At 66.0% G+C, this 16638-nt stretch carries 15 protein-coding genes; 7 read left to right on the top strand and 8 right to left on the bottom strand.

Annotated elements, in window-relative coordinates:
* The first annotated feature begins 4 nt into the window (after positions 1-4).
* Both WN73_RS08465 and WN73_RS08460 read left to right on the top strand, forming a co-directional pair.
* Positions 5-931 carry a LysR family transcriptional regulator gene (locus WN73_RS08465; RefSeq protein WP_271552319.1) on the top strand — a complete coding sequence of 309 codons (927 nt, stop codon included), beginning with the start codon at positions 5-7 and terminating at the stop codon, positions 929-931.
* Between the two features lie 42 nt (positions 932-973).
* Positions 974-1678: a type 1 glutamine amidotransferase gene (locus tag WN73_RS08460; protein ID WP_271552318.1), complete on the top strand. Its 705-nt coding sequence runs from the start codon at positions 974-976 to the stop codon at positions 1676-1678.
* 184 nt (positions 1679-1862) lie between these two features.
* On the opposite strand, the gene WN73_RS08455 is transcribed toward WN73_RS08460, so the two are convergent.
* The 8 genes from WN73_RS08455 to WN73_RS08420 form a co-directional block, all read right to left on the bottom strand.
* Positions 1863-2330 (bottom strand): nuclear transport factor 2 family protein, encoded by a 468-nt coding sequence (locus WN73_RS08455; protein WP_271552316.1) that lies wholly within the window; start codon positions 2328-2330, stop codon positions 1863-1865.
* Between the two features lie 79 nt (positions 2331-2409).
* Entirely contained in the window at positions 2410-2814 is a 405-nt protein-coding gene (gene ybgC, locus WN73_RS08450) for a tol-pal system-associated acyl-CoA thioesterase (RefSeq protein WP_246740660.1), read from the bottom strand.
* A gap of 114 nt (positions 2815-2928) precedes the next feature.
* Complete coding sequence (locus WN73_RS08445; RefSeq protein WP_028173433.1) at positions 2929-3846, bottom strand: metallophosphoesterase; 918 nt, start codon at positions 3844-3846, stop codon at positions 2929-2931.
* 85 nt (positions 3847-3931) lie between these two features.
* The gene (locus WN73_RS08440) at positions 3932-4801 is read right to left on the bottom strand and encodes a DUF6869 domain-containing protein (protein ID WP_271552315.1); all 870 of its coding nucleotides are present in this window, start codon (positions 4799-4801) and stop codon (positions 3932-3934) included.
* A gap of 93 nt (positions 4802-4894) precedes the next feature.
* Positions 4895-5926: a Holliday junction branch migration DNA helicase RuvB gene (ruvB, locus tag WN73_RS08435; protein WP_171463833.1), complete on the bottom strand. Its 1032-nt coding sequence runs from the start codon at positions 5924-5926 to the stop codon at positions 4895-4897.
* A 20-nt stretch (positions 5927-5946) separates the two neighbouring features.
* A complete protein-coding gene (gene ruvA, locus WN73_RS08430; RefSeq protein ID WP_011084352.1) occupies positions 5947-6564 on the bottom strand; it encodes a Holliday junction branch migration protein RuvA in 618 nt (205 codons plus the stop codon).
* 185 nt (positions 6565-6749) lie between these two features.
* Positions 6750-7277, bottom strand: a complete 528-nt coding sequence (gene ruvC / locus WN73_RS08425) for a crossover junction endodeoxyribonuclease RuvC (RefSeq protein WP_011084351.1) — start codon at positions 7275-7277, stop codon at positions 6750-6752.
* 238 nt (positions 7278-7515) lie between these two features.
* On the bottom strand, positions 7516-8262 hold the full coding sequence (locus WN73_RS08420; RefSeq protein ID WP_271552310.1) for a YebC/PmpR family DNA-binding transcriptional regulator: 747 nt from the start codon (positions 8260-8262) through the stop codon (positions 7516-7518).
* Between the two features lie 205 nt (positions 8263-8467).
* On the opposite strand from WN73_RS08420, the gene WN73_RS08415 reads away from it, so the two are divergent.
* The 5 genes from WN73_RS08415 (at position 8468) to WN73_RS08395 (ending at position 16447) form a co-directional block, all read left to right on the top strand.
* On the top strand, positions 8468-10216 hold the full coding sequence (locus WN73_RS08415; protein WP_028173435.1) for a methyl-accepting chemotaxis protein: 1749 nt from the start codon (positions 8468-8470) through the stop codon (positions 10214-10216).
* A gap of 119 nt (positions 10217-10335) precedes the next feature.
* Entirely contained in the window at positions 10336-11760 is a 1425-nt protein-coding gene (locus tag WN73_RS08410; RefSeq protein ID WP_271552307.1) for a methyl-accepting chemotaxis protein, read from the top strand.
* 705 nt (positions 11761-12465) lie between these two features.
* Positions 12466-12930 (top strand): (2Fe-2S)-binding protein, encoded by a 465-nt coding sequence (locus WN73_RS08405; RefSeq protein ID WP_028173437.1) that lies wholly within the window; start codon positions 12466-12468, stop codon positions 12928-12930.
* An 8-nt stretch (positions 12931-12938) separates the two neighbouring features.
* On the top strand, positions 12939-15107 hold the full coding sequence (locus tag WN73_RS08400) for a xanthine dehydrogenase family protein molybdopterin-binding subunit (protein ID WP_028173438.1): 2169 nt from the start codon (positions 12939-12941) through the stop codon (positions 15105-15107).
* Positions 15104-16447, top strand: coding sequence for a c-type cytochrome (locus WN73_RS08395; protein WP_271552303.1), 1344 nt, complete (start codon positions 15104-15106; stop codon positions 16445-16447). The genes WN73_RS08400 and WN73_RS08395 overlap by 4 nt, the downstream gene beginning before the upstream one ends.
* Positions 16448-16638: the final 191 nt, after the last annotated feature.

Genomic DNA, 16638 nt, shown 5'->3' with positions numbered 1-16638 from the left:
TGATATGAACCTGCGTCAGCTCGAGATCCTGCGTGCCGTCATCCGCCACCGCACCACGGTGGCGGCGGCGGATGAGCTGGCACTGTCGCAGCCCGCGGTCAGCAACGCGCTGAAGACCATGGAGGCGCAGGCGGGTTTCGCGCTGTTCGAGCGCGTCAACAACCGGCTGTTTCCGACCGCCGAGGCGATGGCGCTCTACAAGGAGAGCGAGGCGATCTTCGCGCTGCACGCAAAACTCGAGAACCGCGTGCGCGATCTGCGCGAGAACCGGTCCGGACATCTTGCGATCGTGGCGACGCCGCCGCTTGCCTATAGCATCATCCCGTCCGCGCTGTCGGGCTTCCTGCGCCGCCGCCCGGAGACGCGCGTCTTCTTCGACGTGCGGCGCTACGAGGGCATCATCGAGGGCGTGCTCAGCCGTGTCGCCGAGCTCGGCTTCGCGCTCGGGCTGACGCATCATCCCGGCATCGCACACGAGGTGGTGCACACCGGCGAGATGGTCTGCGTGCTGCCGCCGCGGCATCCGCTCGCCGACCGGCCCGTGATCTCGGCCGCGGATCTGTCCGGCCTGCCCTTCATCGGGCTCGAGCGCGGCACACGCCTCGGCGAGGCCGTGCGCGACAGTTTTGCGCGGGCCGGCGCGCCATTCCGGCCGACCGTCGAGGTGCGCTACTGCAACACCGCCTGCGTGCTCGCGGCCGCCGGCGTCGGTGCCGCGGTGGTCGATCCGTTCTCGCCGCGGCAGAACGGCGGCAATGGCCTCGTCGTCCGGCCGTTCACGCCGACGACCCATGCGGTCGCCTACATGCTCTGGTCGGAAGCCGAGCCGCTGTCACGCCTCGCCAAGGCCTTTCTGAGCGAGGTGCGGAAGCAGAGCGCGCTGCTGGAGGGCCCAGCGCCACACCAGCAACATGGGGCAGAAAGCGACTGAGCATCGCAACCTTTGACCTTGTCCTTTTGACCTTGGGGGCACATGGCACGCATCACCATCATCGAGACCGGGCAGGTCCCGCAAGAATATCGCGAGCAGCACGGCTCGTTTCCCGACATGTTCGAGCGGATGGTCCGCGCCGAGGATCCGACGGCCACGGTCGACGTGATCAGCATCCCGAATGGCGATGCACTTCCCGATCCAGGCAAGCTCGAAGCCGTGCTGATCACCGGCGCGGCCGCCGGCGTCTATGACGGGCTCGACTGGATCGCGTCGCTGGAAGATTTCGTGCGTACGGCTTACGCCAACAAGACGCCGATGGTCGGCGTGTGCTTCGGCCATCAATTGATCGCGCAGGCCCTGGGCGGCACCGTGCGCAAGTCGGAGAAAGGCTGGGGCATCGGCCGGCACGTCTATCAGGTGCTGCCCGAGAACGGCGTCGTCGAAGGCGAAGCGGTCGCGATCGCCGCCTCACATCAGGACCAGGTGGTCGAGCCGCCGACCGACGCGCTGACGATCCTCTCGTCCGAGTTCACCCCGCATGCCGGCCTGCTCTACGCCAACGGCGCGACGCTGACCGTGCAGCCGCATCCGGAGTTCGACGTGGAGTTCGCGCAAGTGTGCTGCGAGCTGCGCGACGGCAAGGCGCCGGATGACGTCGTCGCCACGGCGCGCGCGTCGCTGGCGCAGCCGCTGGACAACGCGAAGCTCGGTGGGGCGATTACGCGGTTTCTGGCGAGGCGGTGAGACTTCACCTCGCCCCGCTTGCGGGGAGAGGTCGGATTGCATCGAAGATGCAATCCGGGTGAGGGGGACTCTCCGCGAGTCCGTCTGCCATCGAATTTGCTGAAGCAGCCCCTCACCCCGACCCTCTCAGCGCGAGCGAATCTCGTCGCGGCCCCGTAAGAACGGGGAGAGGACAGGAAGCGCTTCAGAACGGATCCGTCCCCAACCCCGCCACATCCGCCGGCCGCGGCCCCGGCGCGGGCCAATGAAACCGGCGGTCCTTCTCTGCAATCATGATGTCGTTGATCGACGCCTCGCGCCGCTTCATCAGGCCGTGCTCGTCGAACTCCCATTGCTCGTTGCCGTAGGAGCGATACCACTGGCCGTTTCCATCGTGCCATTCGTACTGGAAGCGCACCGCAATGCGGTTGCCGTCGAAGGCCCAGAGGTCCTTGATCAGGCGGTAGTCGTGCTCCTTCTCCCATTTGCGGGTGAGGAAGGCGACGATGGCCTCGCGGCCTTGGAACACCTCGGAGCGGTTACGCCAGCGGCTGTCCTCGGTATAGGCGAGCGAGACACGTACCGGATCGCGCGAATTCCAGGCGTCCTCGGCCATGCGGGCCTTTTGCGCAGCGGTCTCGCGGGTAAAGGGGGGAAGCGGCGGACGCGACATGGTGGCCTCATCGGTTGGTCGGGGCCGCAAATCTATCGCCGCAGCCGGCGGAGTCGAGAGGCCATCACCAATCGGGCGATCACGAAATCAGATCAGCCTTCATCAGCGTGCGGATCGACTTCGGGATCGGCTGGGCACGGCCGCCGCTGATGAAGGCGACGCGCACTTCGGCCTTGACCAGCACGTCCTCGCCGCGCCGGACCTCCTGTGCGAGCATGATGGAGGCGCCTTTCACCGCGATCGGCCAGGTCACGACGTCGAGCACGTCGTCCATCCGCGCGGGCTTGAGGAAATCCAGGTGCATCGAGCGCACCACGAAGGCGAAGCCGGAGTCCTCCGTCGCGGGCTGCTCGAACAGCGCCTGCTGCTCGGCGCCCATCAGCCGCAGATGATTGGTCCGCCCCCGTTCCATGAAGCGCAGATAATTGGCGTGATAGACGATGCCGGAGAAATCCGTGTCCTCGTAGTAGACGCGGACCTGCATGTGGTGGCGGCCGTCGCGGATCTCGCCGTCGAGATGGGCAGTCACGTCGCGAGCCTCTTCGCTTTTTGCAACCAGCCCGTTTTGCGCAAAAACAGCCGGCCGTGCAAGCGCGGGTTACGCCACCGCCGGCCCCGTCCTTCCCAGCGTCACCTCGACGATCTCCGGCGGCACGCCGACACGGAGCGGCATGAAGCTGCAACCGAGGCCGCCGGAGATGATGACGTCGCATTTCAGCCTGACATGACCATAGGCGAGCCGGAGGCCGTGCTGCCGCGGAACGGCGGGCGACCAGCCGAGCAGGCGAACCTGGCCGCCATGGGTGTGGCCGGACAGTTGCAGCGCGACGCGCGCGGGCACGCGCGGCGCGATGTTGGGCTCGTGCGCGAGCAGGATGATTGGCGCATCGTCCGTGACCTTGGCGAGCGTCGCGGCGAGATCGTCGGCACCGAAGCGCCCCGTGCTCCGGAAGCGCCGCGCCGGCAGAAAAGCGAGCTGATCGCCGAGGCCGGCGAGCCAGAACGGGCGGCCGTCCTTGGTGAGGCGCACGGCGTCGTTCTCGTAGACGGGAATGCCGGCCGCCTCGAGCGCACGATGCGCCACCGTCGGGCCATGCCCGGCCTGCTGCACGGCCGTGTCCACCCAATAATCGTGATTACCCATGACGGCGTGGACGCCGAGCGGCGCCTTCAGGCCCGCGAGCACCCTGGCCCATTCCTTCGCGGGAATGATGCGCGTGACCTGGTGAAGACCGGCGACATAGTCGCCGAGCAGCACGACGAGGTCGGCGTTCAAACCATTGGCGCGGTCGACGATGGCCTCGATCCGCTCCAGCGACATCCAGGGATCGCAGGCATGGACGTCGGCGATCACAGCGATCTTGAGCGGCAGATCCGCCGGCCATTGCCGCGGGGTCGGATGATAGCGGGTGACGCCGAGCCGGTGGGGCTCGATACCGACGCCGTAGGCGGCGGTCGAGAAGCCGAGAGCGGACAGGCCGCCGAAGGAACGGATGAGATGACGGCGCGTGATCATGGAAGCCCGCTTCTGCTACGGCGTCTTGATGCGGTCCGATTGAAGCGGAATTGGGGTACTCTTGTGCAGACCGTCTGCACAAGCGCTACCATCGGCTCTCGCCGATAAGCGCATCCAGCCGCGCCTTCAATTCGTCGGGCGCGCGGTAGTACCAGACGCCGCCGACCAGGTCGCGAAAACGTGCGTCGGCGCGCGCCTCGCGCTCGATGCGGTCGATCGTCCCGGCGCTGATCACGTCCTCGAGGGGACCGGCGGCCAGCAGCGACAGCAGCACCGGGTTGGACTCGATCTTGAGGATCTCCAGGATCAGGTCGATCATCCTGTCGGGATCGTCCTCGCGCAGGTCGCGCTCGAAATCCATGATCGCGAACAGATTGTCGTCCTGGTCGCGCTCGGATCTGGAATATTGCTCGACCCAGGCGCCCGCGAGCTCGGCAACCGACATGTTGGCGCAATCGAGCGGCTCGCGCGGCGTGCGCTGCGCCAGATGGTCGGCATGCCACGCCTCGCGATCGGCCAGGCTTGCAATACGCGACATCAAGGGATCGTCGGGACCGACATGCACGCCGCCTAGCAGCCAGCGCAGCCTGTCATTGTGCGCGGCTTCCTGCTCGACACGCGCCATCATCTCCTTGCCATGCGCATAGAATAGCGCCAGCAGGAACTTGTCGTTCAGCTGCATCACCGTCGGCTTGTCGGCCTCGGTCTTGAGCACATCGAGCACGAGATTGAGCGCGGCTTGCGGCTTGCGATGCGGCAGATGGTCGAAATAGACCTTGATGGCCCAGATGCTGCCGATCTGGTCGCGACGGCTGACGCGCTGAAGCGCGCACCACATCGACGCCAGCTCGCCAAGCGGCATCGAATCCAGCAACGCCTCGGTTTCGTCAGGCGTGCGCAGCTGCGGCGCGGCCGCGATGGTCTTGAGCAGCCTCGTGTCGTCCGTCGGCTCCATTCCTTCCCACTCCAGTCCGTGTACGGCGATCCCGTTCGCCGCGCGTTCGGATTAGTGCTGGGATGGAACCTGCGGGTTCATCGACTTCGGCGATCAGTCGTCGCTTTCGTCGGTGCCGAACAGGCCGAACTGCGCCGCATCGCGATTGGGTTCGGCGAGACCGAGATGGCGGAAGGCGTGCGAGGTGAGCAGGCGGCCGCGCGGGGTGCGCTGGAGATAGCCGCACTGGATCAGATAGGGCTCGATGATGTCCTCGATCGCATCGCGCGGCTCGGAGAGCGCTGCGGCCATCGTCTCGACACCGACGGGACCGCCGCCATAGTTCATCGCGATGGTGGTGAGGTAGCGGCGGTCCATGGCGTCCAGGCCCGCGGCGTCGACCTCGAGCGCGCTCAGCGCGTGATCGGCGATCTTGCGATCGATCGTGTCGGCATCCGCGGCGGAAGCAAAATCGCGCACGCGCCGGAGCAGGCGCCCGGCGATGCGCGGCGTGCCGCGGGCGCGGCGCGCGATCTCGTTGGCGCCGTCCGCGCTCATGCCGACGTTCAGCACGCGCGCGCCACGGCTGACGATGCTTTCGAGCTCCTCGATCGTGTAGAAATTCAGCCGGACCGGAATGCCGAAACGGTCGCGCAAGGGATTGGTGAGGAGGCCCGCACGCGTGGTGGCGCCGACGAGGGTGAATTTCGACAGCTCGATCTTCACCGAGCGCGCCGCCGGGCCCTCGCCGATGATGAGGTCGAGCTGAAAATCCTCCATCGCGGGATAGAGCACTTCTTCCACCGCAGGGCTCAGGCGATGGATCTCGTCGATGAAGAGCACGTCGCGCTCTTCGAGGTTGGTCAGCAGGGCGGCGAGATCGCCGGCCTTGGCAATCACGGGACCCGACGTGGCGCGGAAGCCGACGCCGAGCTCCTTGGCCACGATCTGCGCCAGCGTGGTCTTGCCGAGGCCGGGGGGGCCGACGAACAGCACATGATCCAGCGCCTCGCCGCGCTTGCGCGCCGCCTCGATGAAGATCGAGAGGTTCTTGCGCGCCTGCTGCTGGCCGACGAAGTCGGACAGCGATTGCGGGCGCAGCGCGGTGTCGCCGACATCGTCGCTGCGGCGCTCTGGCGAGACCATGCGGTTGGCCTTGGGATCGCTCACTTCGCGAGTTCCTTCAGGCCGAGGCGAATGAGCTGCGCGGTCTCGGCGCCTTCACCCGCACTGCGCGAGGCCGATGCAATGGCCGCGGCGGCCTGCGGCTGGCCATAGCCGAGATTGACCAGCGCGGAGATCGCATCCGCCACCGGGCGCGGCGCGCGCTGGTCGTCGACGGCACCGGCAAGATGCACCACGGCGGGATCGACATTGGCGAAGGCCGGCGCCTTGTCCTTCAATTCGGTGACGATGCGCTCGGCCACCTTGGGGCCGACGCCCGGCGTGCGTGCCACCGCGGCCTTGTCGCGCAGCGCAATCGCATTGGCGAGGTCGGAGGGCGCCAGCGTGCCGAGCACGGCGAGCGCGACCTTGGCGCCGACGCCCTGCACGGTCTGGAGCAGGCGAAACCATTCGCGCTCCTGGTCGGTGCGGAAGCCGAACAGCTTGATCTGGTCCTCGCGGACATAGGTCTCGATCGACAGCACGGCGGCCTCGCCGGGCGACGGCAGATGCTGCAGCGTGCGCGTCGAGCAGTGCACCTGGTAGCCGACGCCGCCGACGTCGAGGATGACGAAATCCTCGCCGTAGGAATCGATCAGGCCCTTCAGCTTGCCGATCATGATTGCGCAGCGCTCTTCTTGTTACCTCCCCCCTTGTGGGGGAGGTCGGATCGCCGAAGGCGATCCGGGAGGGGGGTAAGCCACAGACGCCGGCGCCCGGGGCTACCCCCCTCCCCAACCCTCCCCCACAAGGGGGGAGGGAGAAGAGTGTGCGTGCGGCTCATGTTGCGCCTCATGACTCGAACTTAAACTCCCACCACCTTCAGCCTGAGCGCCGTGCTCTGGCGGTGATGGGCGTGGGTGATGGCGATGGCGAGCGCGTCGGCAGCGTCGGCTGACGGCGGTTCGGCCTTCGGCAGCAATATCTTCAGCATCATCGCGATCTGTTGCTTATCGGCATGGCCGGCGCCGACCACAGTCTTCTTCACCTGGTTCGGCGCATATTCGGCGACGCTGATGCCGAACATTGCGGGCGCCAGCATGGCGACGCCCCGGGCCTGGCCGAGCTTCAGCGTCGCAACGCCGTCCTTGTTCACAAAAGTCTGCTCGACGGCGGCTTCCATCGGCTTGTGATCGGATAGGACAGAGGCGAGCCCTTCGTGGATCGCGAGCAGGCGGCTGGACAGCGGCAGGTCGTCCGGCGGTTCCACCGAACCGCAGGCGACATAGATCAGGCGGTTGCCCTCAGCCTCGATCACGCCCCAGCCGGTACGGCGGAGGCCAGGGTCGATGCCGATGATGCGAACGGGGCCACGAATCGGGAGCGCAGTCATGGGCCAGTGATAGCGGCTGGCTGCGGCGGGGGAAACAGAAACAGAACGGAAGTAACAGGGGAAGTGTCGCTCTTCGCCTCTCCCCGCTTGCGGGGAGAGGCCGGAATGCGCGCGAAGCGCGGATTCCGGGTGAGGGGGACTCCACGAGTCCCTCTATCACCGCCGACGCGGAAACAGCCCCTCACCCCAACCCTCTCCCCGCAGAGCGGGGCGAGGGCGCACACCGTTCGTGTGTCCCCTACCCGCCCATCTTGGCAATAAGCGCGTCCGACACCTCGAAATTGGCGTAGACGTTCTGGACGTCGTCGTGCTCGTTGAGCAGGTCCATCAGCTTGAGCAGCTTCTCGCCGGTCTCGTCATCGACGGCGACCGTGTTCTGCGGCTTCCAGATCAGCGCGGCCTTGCGCGGCTCGCCGAACTTGGCTTCCAGCGCCTTGGCGACGTCGCGATAGCCTTCGGTCGAGGCGTAGATCTCGTGTCCGCCTTCGCCGGAGACGACGTCGTCTGCGCCGGCCTCGATCGCGGCATCGAGCACCGCGTCGTCGGAAGCGACGCTGCGGTCGTATTCGATGATGCCGGTGCGGTCGAACATGAAGGAGACCGAACCGGTTTCGCCGAGATTGCCGCCCGACTTGGTGAAGAAGGAGCGGATGTCGGAGGCGGCGCGGTTGCGGTTGTCGGTCAGCGCCTCGACGATGACGGCGACGCCGCCGGGGCCATAGCCCTCGTAGCGGATCTCGTCATAGTTCTCGCCGTCGCTGCCGAGCGCCTTCTTGATGGCGCGCTCGATATTGTCCTTCGGCATGTTCTCCGCGCGCGCGGCGATCACGGCGGCGCGGAGGCGCGGGTTCATGGCGGGGTCGGGCGTGCCGAGCTTGGCGGCGACGGTGATTTCCCGCGCCAGCTTGCCGAACAGCTTCGACTTCTGGGCATCCTGCCGCCCCTTGCGGTGCATGATGTTCTTGAATTGGGAATGTCCGGCCATGCGTGGTCTCGTAAAGGAATCGTGCGCCTAAGGTGAGCGTGGGAAGCGCGGCCTTATAGGCCGCCAACCCACCGGAATGAAAGAGGCTCTACGACTTTAAGGTAACACCGTAGTGGCCCTTGCCCAGATGTCAGGCATCGTTAACCCTGACTTCATTCCGGCCTGCGAAAATAGCGTACGACCGTCCCCCGACAAGAGAGACTTGATGGCGTTCGGACTATTTCGGAAGCCTCTGCCGGACATGGCTGCGCCCGCGGCCGCCCCGCAGGCTGCGGCGCCGCCGGCCCATTCCGAGCCCGGCCCGGCCGCTGAGAGCGATTCTGCCAGGGAAATCCTGGAACTGCTGGAACTCGAGCTGGGCGCGATGATTCGCCAGCTCGAGCGCGCCGCCAATTCGGTGGCCGGCGGCGCCGAAGCGACCGCCACGACGCTTGCGGCCATCCGCGACCGGACCGACGCCCTGACCGGCCGCACCAACGCCGCACAGTCGACCGCATCCACCTTCGCCCATGCCGCCGACAAGTTCACCCAGTCCGCGCTGGGCATCGGCGCGCAGGTTCGCGCGGCCGGCAAGCTCGCCGACGAGGCCAGTGCCGCGGCGCAGGAAGCCCGCGCCAATGTCGACCGACTGCGCGAGTCCTCCGCCGCCATTGGCAACGTCGTCAATCTGATCGCGCAGATCGCGCGGCAGACGACGCTGCTCGCGCTCAACTCGACCATCGAGGCCGCGCGCGCGGGCGCTGCGGGCAAGGGCTTTGCGGTCGTCGCGACCGAAGTGAAAGCACTCGCGGTGCAGACCCAAGGCGCGACGGAAGAGATCACCAAGAAGATCGACGCGCTGCAGCGCGACGCCGCCGGCTCCGCCGATGCCGTGCACCGCATTTCGCAGGCGATCGAGGCGATCCGCCCGGTATTCGAAACCGTCAATGGCGCGGTCGCCGAGCAGAATGCCACCACGAGCGAAGTCTCCGGCAATGCCGCCAGCGCCTCGGAGTTCATCGTCTCGGTCGGCCAGAGCGCGGCCGAGATCGATGCCGCGACCAAGGCGGCCGAGACCCATGGCGAGAACGTCGCCAGCGCCGGCAAGGCGGTCACCACCTTCGCACAGAAGCTGAAATCGCGCTGCGCGGTGCTGCTGCGCCAGAGCGAGCACGACGACCGCCGCAAGACCGAGCGGCTGCCCTGCCATCTCAAATTCGAGAGCGCGCGCGGCGTGATGCCGGTCTACGAGATCGCGATGGACGGCGTGCTGATTGGCGGTGCGGGCTCGGGCCGGCTGACGCCGCAAGCGATCATCGAAGGCAGCCTCGAACTGGTCGGCGCCTGCCGCCTGCGCGTCGTCGAGCAGTCCAAGGCCGGAGCCCGCGCGCATTTCGTCAATCCCGATGCCGAGCTCCGCGAGAAGATCGAAGACCGGCTGTGGTCGATCCACGAGGAGAACACGGAGTTCGTCACCCGCGCGATGGAAGCGGGCAACGCGCTGACCCAAATCTTCGAGCAGGCGGTTGCACGCGGCGAGGTCGGGATCGACGACCTTTTCGACACCGACTATGTGGAGATCGCAGGCACCAATCCACAGCAATACCGCACCAGGTATCTGGACTGGGCTGACCGCGCACTGCCGCCGTTCCAGGAAGCGTTTCTCGCCAAGGAACCGCGCATGGCGTTCTGCGCCATGGTCGACCGCAACGGCTTCCTGCCGGTGCACAACAAGATCTATTCGCATCCGCAGCGGCCGGGCGACGCCGCCTGGAACACGGCCAACAGCCGCAACCGGCGCATCTTCAACGATCCGGCGGGGCTCGCGGCCGCGCGCAACCTGCGCTCGTACCTGGTCCAGAGCTATGCGCGCGACATGGGTAACGGGAATACGGTGATGATGCGCGAAATCGACGTCCCGATCCGCGTGCAGGGCCGGCACTGGGGCGGATTCCGCACAGCTTACAAGCTGTAGTGCCCGCTCTCGTGCACTCCTGGGCAAGACGCCGCTCGCGAATCATCCTCTAAGGTCGAAACTGGAATGGGAATGCCGCCGAGAGCCAATCCACGGCTCTGACTGGAGAAAACCCGTACATGTCTCTGGCACAACTTGCAGTATTGGACACCGGGTCGGACCGGACGCTGGCTGAACGCCTGATCGACCAGCTCGCCGACCGCATCGGCGGTCTCGGCGTCGAGCTCGCCGACATCGCCGGCAACGTCCAGGAAGTCGCCAACCGCGTCGCGAACCAGTCGGAACGGTTCCATCACCTCCAGGAGACGGCGGAGACGATGGTCTCGGCCAACCACGACATCGCCAATGCGTCGCAGGCGGTGCAAACGACGACGTCCGCGGCGGTCGGCGAGATCGCGCAGTCGCGCAGCGCGGTCGATACCGCCGTCAGCCACATCTCCGAGCTTGTCGCGGCCGTTGGACGGATCGAGGCGCGCCTGAGCGCGGTCGGCTCGGCGCTGGCGCAGGTGGCCAAGGTGTCCGGCTCGATCGAGGCGATCGCGAAGCAGACCAACCTGCTCGCTCTCAACGCCACCATCGAGGCAGCGCGGGCCGGCAATGCCGGCCGCGGCTTCGCGGTGGTCGCAAGCGAGGTGAAGAACCTTGCCGAAGCCACCCGCCAGGCGACGCACCAGATCTCCGACACCGTGCGCGATCTCGACGGCCAGATCGAAGGCCTGATCGGCGAGAGCAGCGACGCCTCGCAGCGCGCGAAGACCGCCGGCGAAGGCGCCCAGCAGATCTCAAGCATCATCTCGCGCGTCCAGCAGGGCTTCGCCTCCGTGGAAGCGGAGATCGACAGCGTCGCGCGCGCGGCGACCTCCAATCTCGGCCATTGCGACACCGTCATCAGCGAGCTCAACGAGCTCGCCAAGGGCGTCGACCTCTCCTCGCGCGACCTCAAATACGCCGACGAGCGGGTGGCCAAGCTGCTCGACACCTCCGAAGGCCTGATCGCGATGATCGCCGACAGCGGCGTGGAGACGTCGGACGCGCCGCTGATCCGCGCGGTCGTCGAGACCGCCAAGCGGATCTCGGCCGAGTTCGAGGCCGCGATCGATCGCGGCGAGATCACGCTCGACCAGCTCATGGACGAGAAGTACCGCGAGATTCCCGGCACCGATCCAAAGCAGTATCTCACCAGCTACGTCGACTTCACCGATCGCGTGCTGCCCGCCATCCAGGACCCGATCCAGAAAGCCGATCCCCGCATCGTGTTCTGCGTCGCCTGGGCCAAGGGCGGCTACCTGCCGACCCACAATCCGAACTACCGCCTGCCACAGGGCAAGGACCCGGTCTGGAACAACGCCAATTGTCGCAACCGCCGCCTGTTCACCGATCGCGCGGTGAAGAAGGTCGCTGCGAACACCAAGCCGTTCCTGCTCCAGACCTACCGCCGCGACATGGGCGGCGGGCAGTTCGTGCTGATGAAGGATCTGTCCTCGCCGATCATGATCCGCGGCAAGCACTGGGGCGCGTTCCGGATGGGCTTCCGGCACGGCTGAAGGATCTCGCGACGGCCGCTCCTGCGGCCCTTCAATCAAAAACCTGAAAAACAACCCCATGCACAGTAGCCGGGGCACGCGGAATCAATGGCTTAGAAGCCTCATGGGATGAGATCGAAGCTAGTGCGGCCGACAGCAGCACCCTCTCCGTTCCCTCCCCCCTTGTGGGCAGGGCTATCGCATGTGGTGTGCATGATGCGGCGGCATCGGCACTCGGCTCCCTCTCCCGCTTGCGGGGGAGGGCTGGGGTGGGGGTGTCTCCGCGTCGGGATTGCCAGGGATTGCGGAGAACGTTCCAAGCGCCTAGTGCGGCCATTGCTCCGTCGGGCAAAACAGGAGCATGATGTCATCATCGCGCACGTCGGCCATCCGGCTATTGGCCGTTGCAATTGATCCCGTGCACCGTGCTTGCCGTCGCTCGCTTTTCCCAATCGCACGAATTTCGTGATCGCATGATTTTGCGCATTCGCACGATCATCTGCGGCGATTCACGGCGCGCGCGGCGAAAATGCGCCACAATATGACGATTATCATACCAATGAGCCGCCGCACAAATTCGTGAACGTCATGGCCTGACGCGTCAGTCGCGCAAATATGCATTGCCGGGAATTTCGACGCTTCATCGTTTCGCGTCGTTATGATTATGGTCGCGCGGAAATTCGCCGAATTGATCGCCGCAAGCGATCGTCGAGCAAGGGGATGCATATGGCAACTGTTCTCACCATCAATGGCGAAACGAAATCCTTCGACGCGCCGCCGGAAATGCCGCTGCTGTGGGTGCTGCGCGACATCCTCGGGATGACCGGCACCAAGTTCGGCTGTGGCATCGCGCAATGCGGCGCCTGCACGGTGCATGTCGACGGCAAGGCGGTGCGCTCCTGCGTGCTGCCGGTGAGCGCGGTCCAGAACCGCACCATCACCACCATCGAGCATATCGGCAGCACGCCTACGGGCGCGAAGGTGCAGAAGGCCTGGCTCGATGCCGAAGTGATCCAGTGCGGTTACTGCCAGTCCGGCCAGATCATGTCGGCCGCGGCACTGCTGGCGGCAACGCCCAACCCTGATGATTCCGACATCGACGCCGCCATGGCCGGCAACATCTGCCGCTGCGGCACCTATGTGCGCATCCGCGAGGCCATCAAGCAGGCGGCCTCCGGCCGTCAGTCGTGAGGTCCGCCATGAATGCACACAACAGCGTCTCCCGCCGCACGCTCCTGACCGGCGGCCTTGCCACCGGCTTCCTGCTCGCCTTCCACCTGCCGCTGCGCGCCGCCGTCAACGAGCCGGTGCAGCCGAAGGATACGACCGATGGCAAGTTCGCGCCCAACGCCTTCATCCGGATCGACCCTGAAGGTGCGACCACGCTGGTGATGCCGCAGGTCGAGATGGGGCAGGGAATCTACACCGCGATCTCGATGATCCTGGCGGAAGAGCTCGACGCGGATTGGTCGAAAGTCCAACTGCTGCACGCACCGGCCAACGAGAAGCTCTACGGCAATCCGATTTTCATCATTCAGGCGACCGGTGGCTCCACATCGGTCCGGGCATTCTGGAAGCCGCTGCGTGAAGCCGGCGCCAGCGCGCGTGCCATGCTGGTGCAGGCTGCAGCTGCGCAATGGAACGTCGATCCCGCCAGTTGCACGACGTCGAAGGGTGAGGTGACCCACAAGGCGAGCGGCCGGACGCTCTCCTATGGCGCGCTTGCGGCTGCCGCGAGCGGCCAGACGCCGCCCAAGGACGTCCCGCTCAAGGACCCCAAGGATTTCGTCTATATCGGCCAGCCGTTCAAGCGGCTCGATACACCCGAGAAGGTCAACGGCAAGGCGGTCTACGGCATCGACGCCATCGTGCCGAACATGAAGTTCGCAACGCTGGCGCAGTGCCCGGTTTTCGGCGGCAAGGTCGGCAAGGTCGATGATCGTGCCGCGAAGAAGATTCCGGGCGTGCGAAAGATCGTCGTGCTCGACGATCTCGTCGCCGTCGTCGGCGATCACATGTGGGCGGCGAAAAAGGGCCTGGATGCGCTCGACATCACGTGGAACGAGGGACCGAACGCAAAGCTCAATTCGAAGGCGATTTGGGACGATTTGCGCGCCGCCAGCGCAAAGGACGGCGTGGTCGCCAGATCCACCGGCGACATCGCCAAGGGTCTCGCGAGCGGCGAAAAACTCGAAGCTTCGTTCGAGCTGCCGTTTCTCGCCCACGCAACGATGGAGCCGTTGAACGCCACGGTGCATTGCACGCCCGATTCTTGCGAAATCTGGACCGGAACGCAGATCATGGCGCGCGTGCAGTCGGAGGCGGCAAAGGCGGCCGGGCTCCCGGTCGAGAAGGTGACCGTCAACCAGCACCTGCTGGGCGGCGGCTTCGGCCGCAAGCTCGAGCCTGACATGGTGGTCGCGGCCGTTCGCATCGCCAAAGAGGTCGACGGGCCGGTCAAGGTCGTGTGGACCCGCGAGGAGGACATTCAGCACGACGTCTATCGACCGGTCTATCGCGATACGATCGCGGCGACCTTGTCGGCCGGCAAGATCGTCGGCTGGAAATACAAGATTGCCGGCGCTGCGATCATCGCGCGCTGGCTGCCGCCGGCCTTCCAGAAGGGCATCGATATCGACGCGATCGACAGCGCCACCGACGTGCCCTACGACATCCCGAATGTCCACGTCGAATATGTGCGGGCCGAACCGCCGGCAATACCAACGGGGTTCTGGCGCGGGGTCGGGCCCAACAACAACGTGTTCGCGGTCGAATGCTTCATCGACGAACTGGCGCGCAAGGCGGGCAAGGACCCGGTCGAGTTTCGCCGTGGAATGCTGGCCAATCAATCGCGCTTCCTGTCCGTCCTCAATCTTGCGGCAGAGAAAGCCAATTGGGGTCAACCCTTGCCGGCGCGCGTCGGGCGCGGCGTGTGCTTGCAGCCGTCTTTCGGGAGTTTCATCGCAACCGTTGTGGAAGCTGAGGTCGACGAGCAAGGCGAGATCAATCTACGCCGTGCGACCTCGGTGGTGGATACCGGCATCGCCGTCAATCCCGATACGATCGTGGCTCAGGTCGAGGGCGGGCTGATCTTCGGCCTTACCGCCGCGCTCTACGGCGAGATCACCATCGAAAAGGGGCGCGTCCAGCAATCCAACTTCAATGACTATCGGATGCTGCGGATCCATCAGACGCCCAAGATCGAGGTTCACGTCGTCAAGAGCGGCGAGGCACCCGGCGGAATTGGCGAGACCGGCACGACGGCGGGGCCGCCGGCGCTGCGCAACGCGATTTACGCCGCAACCGGCGTGGCGCTGCGGCGCCTCCCGATCGACCGGAAACTGCTGGCTGCGGGGAAGAAGGCATGAGCGGCACGATGCGTATCCTCACAAGTATCGTTGTGATCGCCATCGTCGCGGTGGCGCTTGGCGTCTTCCTCGTCCGCGGGCCCGGCCCGCTCGACTTTGCCGGCGGCACGAAAGTGGCGCTGGCGGATTACCGCGCCGGAAAGCCGACCGGCGTGCCGGCAAAGCTGGAGAAAGCGAGCCTGGTCGAACGCGGCGAATATCTGGCGAAGGCCGCCGACTGCATGGTCTGCCACACCAAGCCGGGCGAGGAGGACTATTCCGGCGGGCTCGCCTTCAGGCTGCCGTTCGGCACGCTCTATTCGACCAACATCACGCCGGACAAGGACACCGGCATCGGCAATTACAGCGACCAGGATTTTCTGAACGCGGTCCAGCACGGCAAACGCAATGACGGCGCGCGGCTCTATCCGGCGATGCCGTACACGTCCTACACCTTCATGACCGACGAGGACGTGCTCGCGGTGAAAGCGTATCTGTTCAGCCTGCCGGCGGTGCGCGCCAAGGCGCCCGACAACACGCTGTCGTTCCCGTTCAACCAGCGCTGGGCGATGACCTTCTGGTCGGCCGTGTTCAATCCGGACACGCGCTTTGCGCCGGATACGTCGAAGAGCCCGGAATGGAATCGCGGGGCATATCTCGCCGAAGCGCTGGCGCATTGCGGCGAGTGCCACACACCGCGCAATCTCGGCTTCGCGCTGGATAACCGCAAGAAGTTCACCGGCGCTATCACGGCGGGCTGGCGCGCCTTCAACATCTCGTCGGACAAGGCGACAGGTCTCGGCAACTGGAGCGACGCGGATCTGATCTCGTATCTGTCGCTCGGCCATGCGCCGGGCCACGGCTCGGCCTCGGGTCCGATGGGTGAAGCCGTCGACCACAGCTTCAGCCAGTTCGCCCCCGAGGACATAAGCAGCATCGTTGCTTACCTGCGCAGCGTGCCGCCGCAGCCCTCGCCCGACCTCCCCGCCACCACGGCGCCGGTCGCGCCCGCCTCGCACAAGGACGGCGTGACGGCCGACGCCCGCGGCAAGAAGGTGTTCGCCAGCGCCTGCGCCAGCTGCCACGGCTGGAGCGGCGAGAGCCCGGTGTCGCCGATGGCGACACTCACCGGCACCTGGGCCGTCAACGACCCCACCGCCACCAACGTCGCGCAGATCGTGATCTCGGGCACCAGGCGCCATACGCCTGATGGTGCGCTGTCGATGCCGGCGTTCGGCAACGCCTACACCGACGACGAGATCGCGGCGGTGGCGAACTATGTGACGGCGCGGTTCGGCGCGAAGGGCTCGAAGCTGACGGCGAAGGATGTGGCGGAGCTGAGGGAGCAGACGGCGGAGTAGCGCGCAGCCATCCGCCGCGAGATTGATGCGCAATCGCGCGCATCAATCTCCGCCGTCGTCCCGGACAAGCGAAGCGCAGATCCGGGACCCATACCCACAGGGAGTAGTGTGGCGAAGACTCGGAGTGGGAGCTGTGCCCCACACTTCTCCCTGGGGTTATGGGTCCCGGCCTTTCGCCGGGACGACAGCGA

Source organism: Bradyrhizobium sp. CCBAU 45394 (assembly GCF_028128655.1).
GTDB classification, from domain to species: Bacteria; Pseudomonadota; Alphaproteobacteria; order Rhizobiales; family Xanthobacteraceae; genus Bradyrhizobium; species Bradyrhizobium diazoefficiens.
The sequence above is the reverse complement of the archived record's forward strand: the minus strand, read 5'-3'. Positions and strand labels throughout refer to the sequence as shown.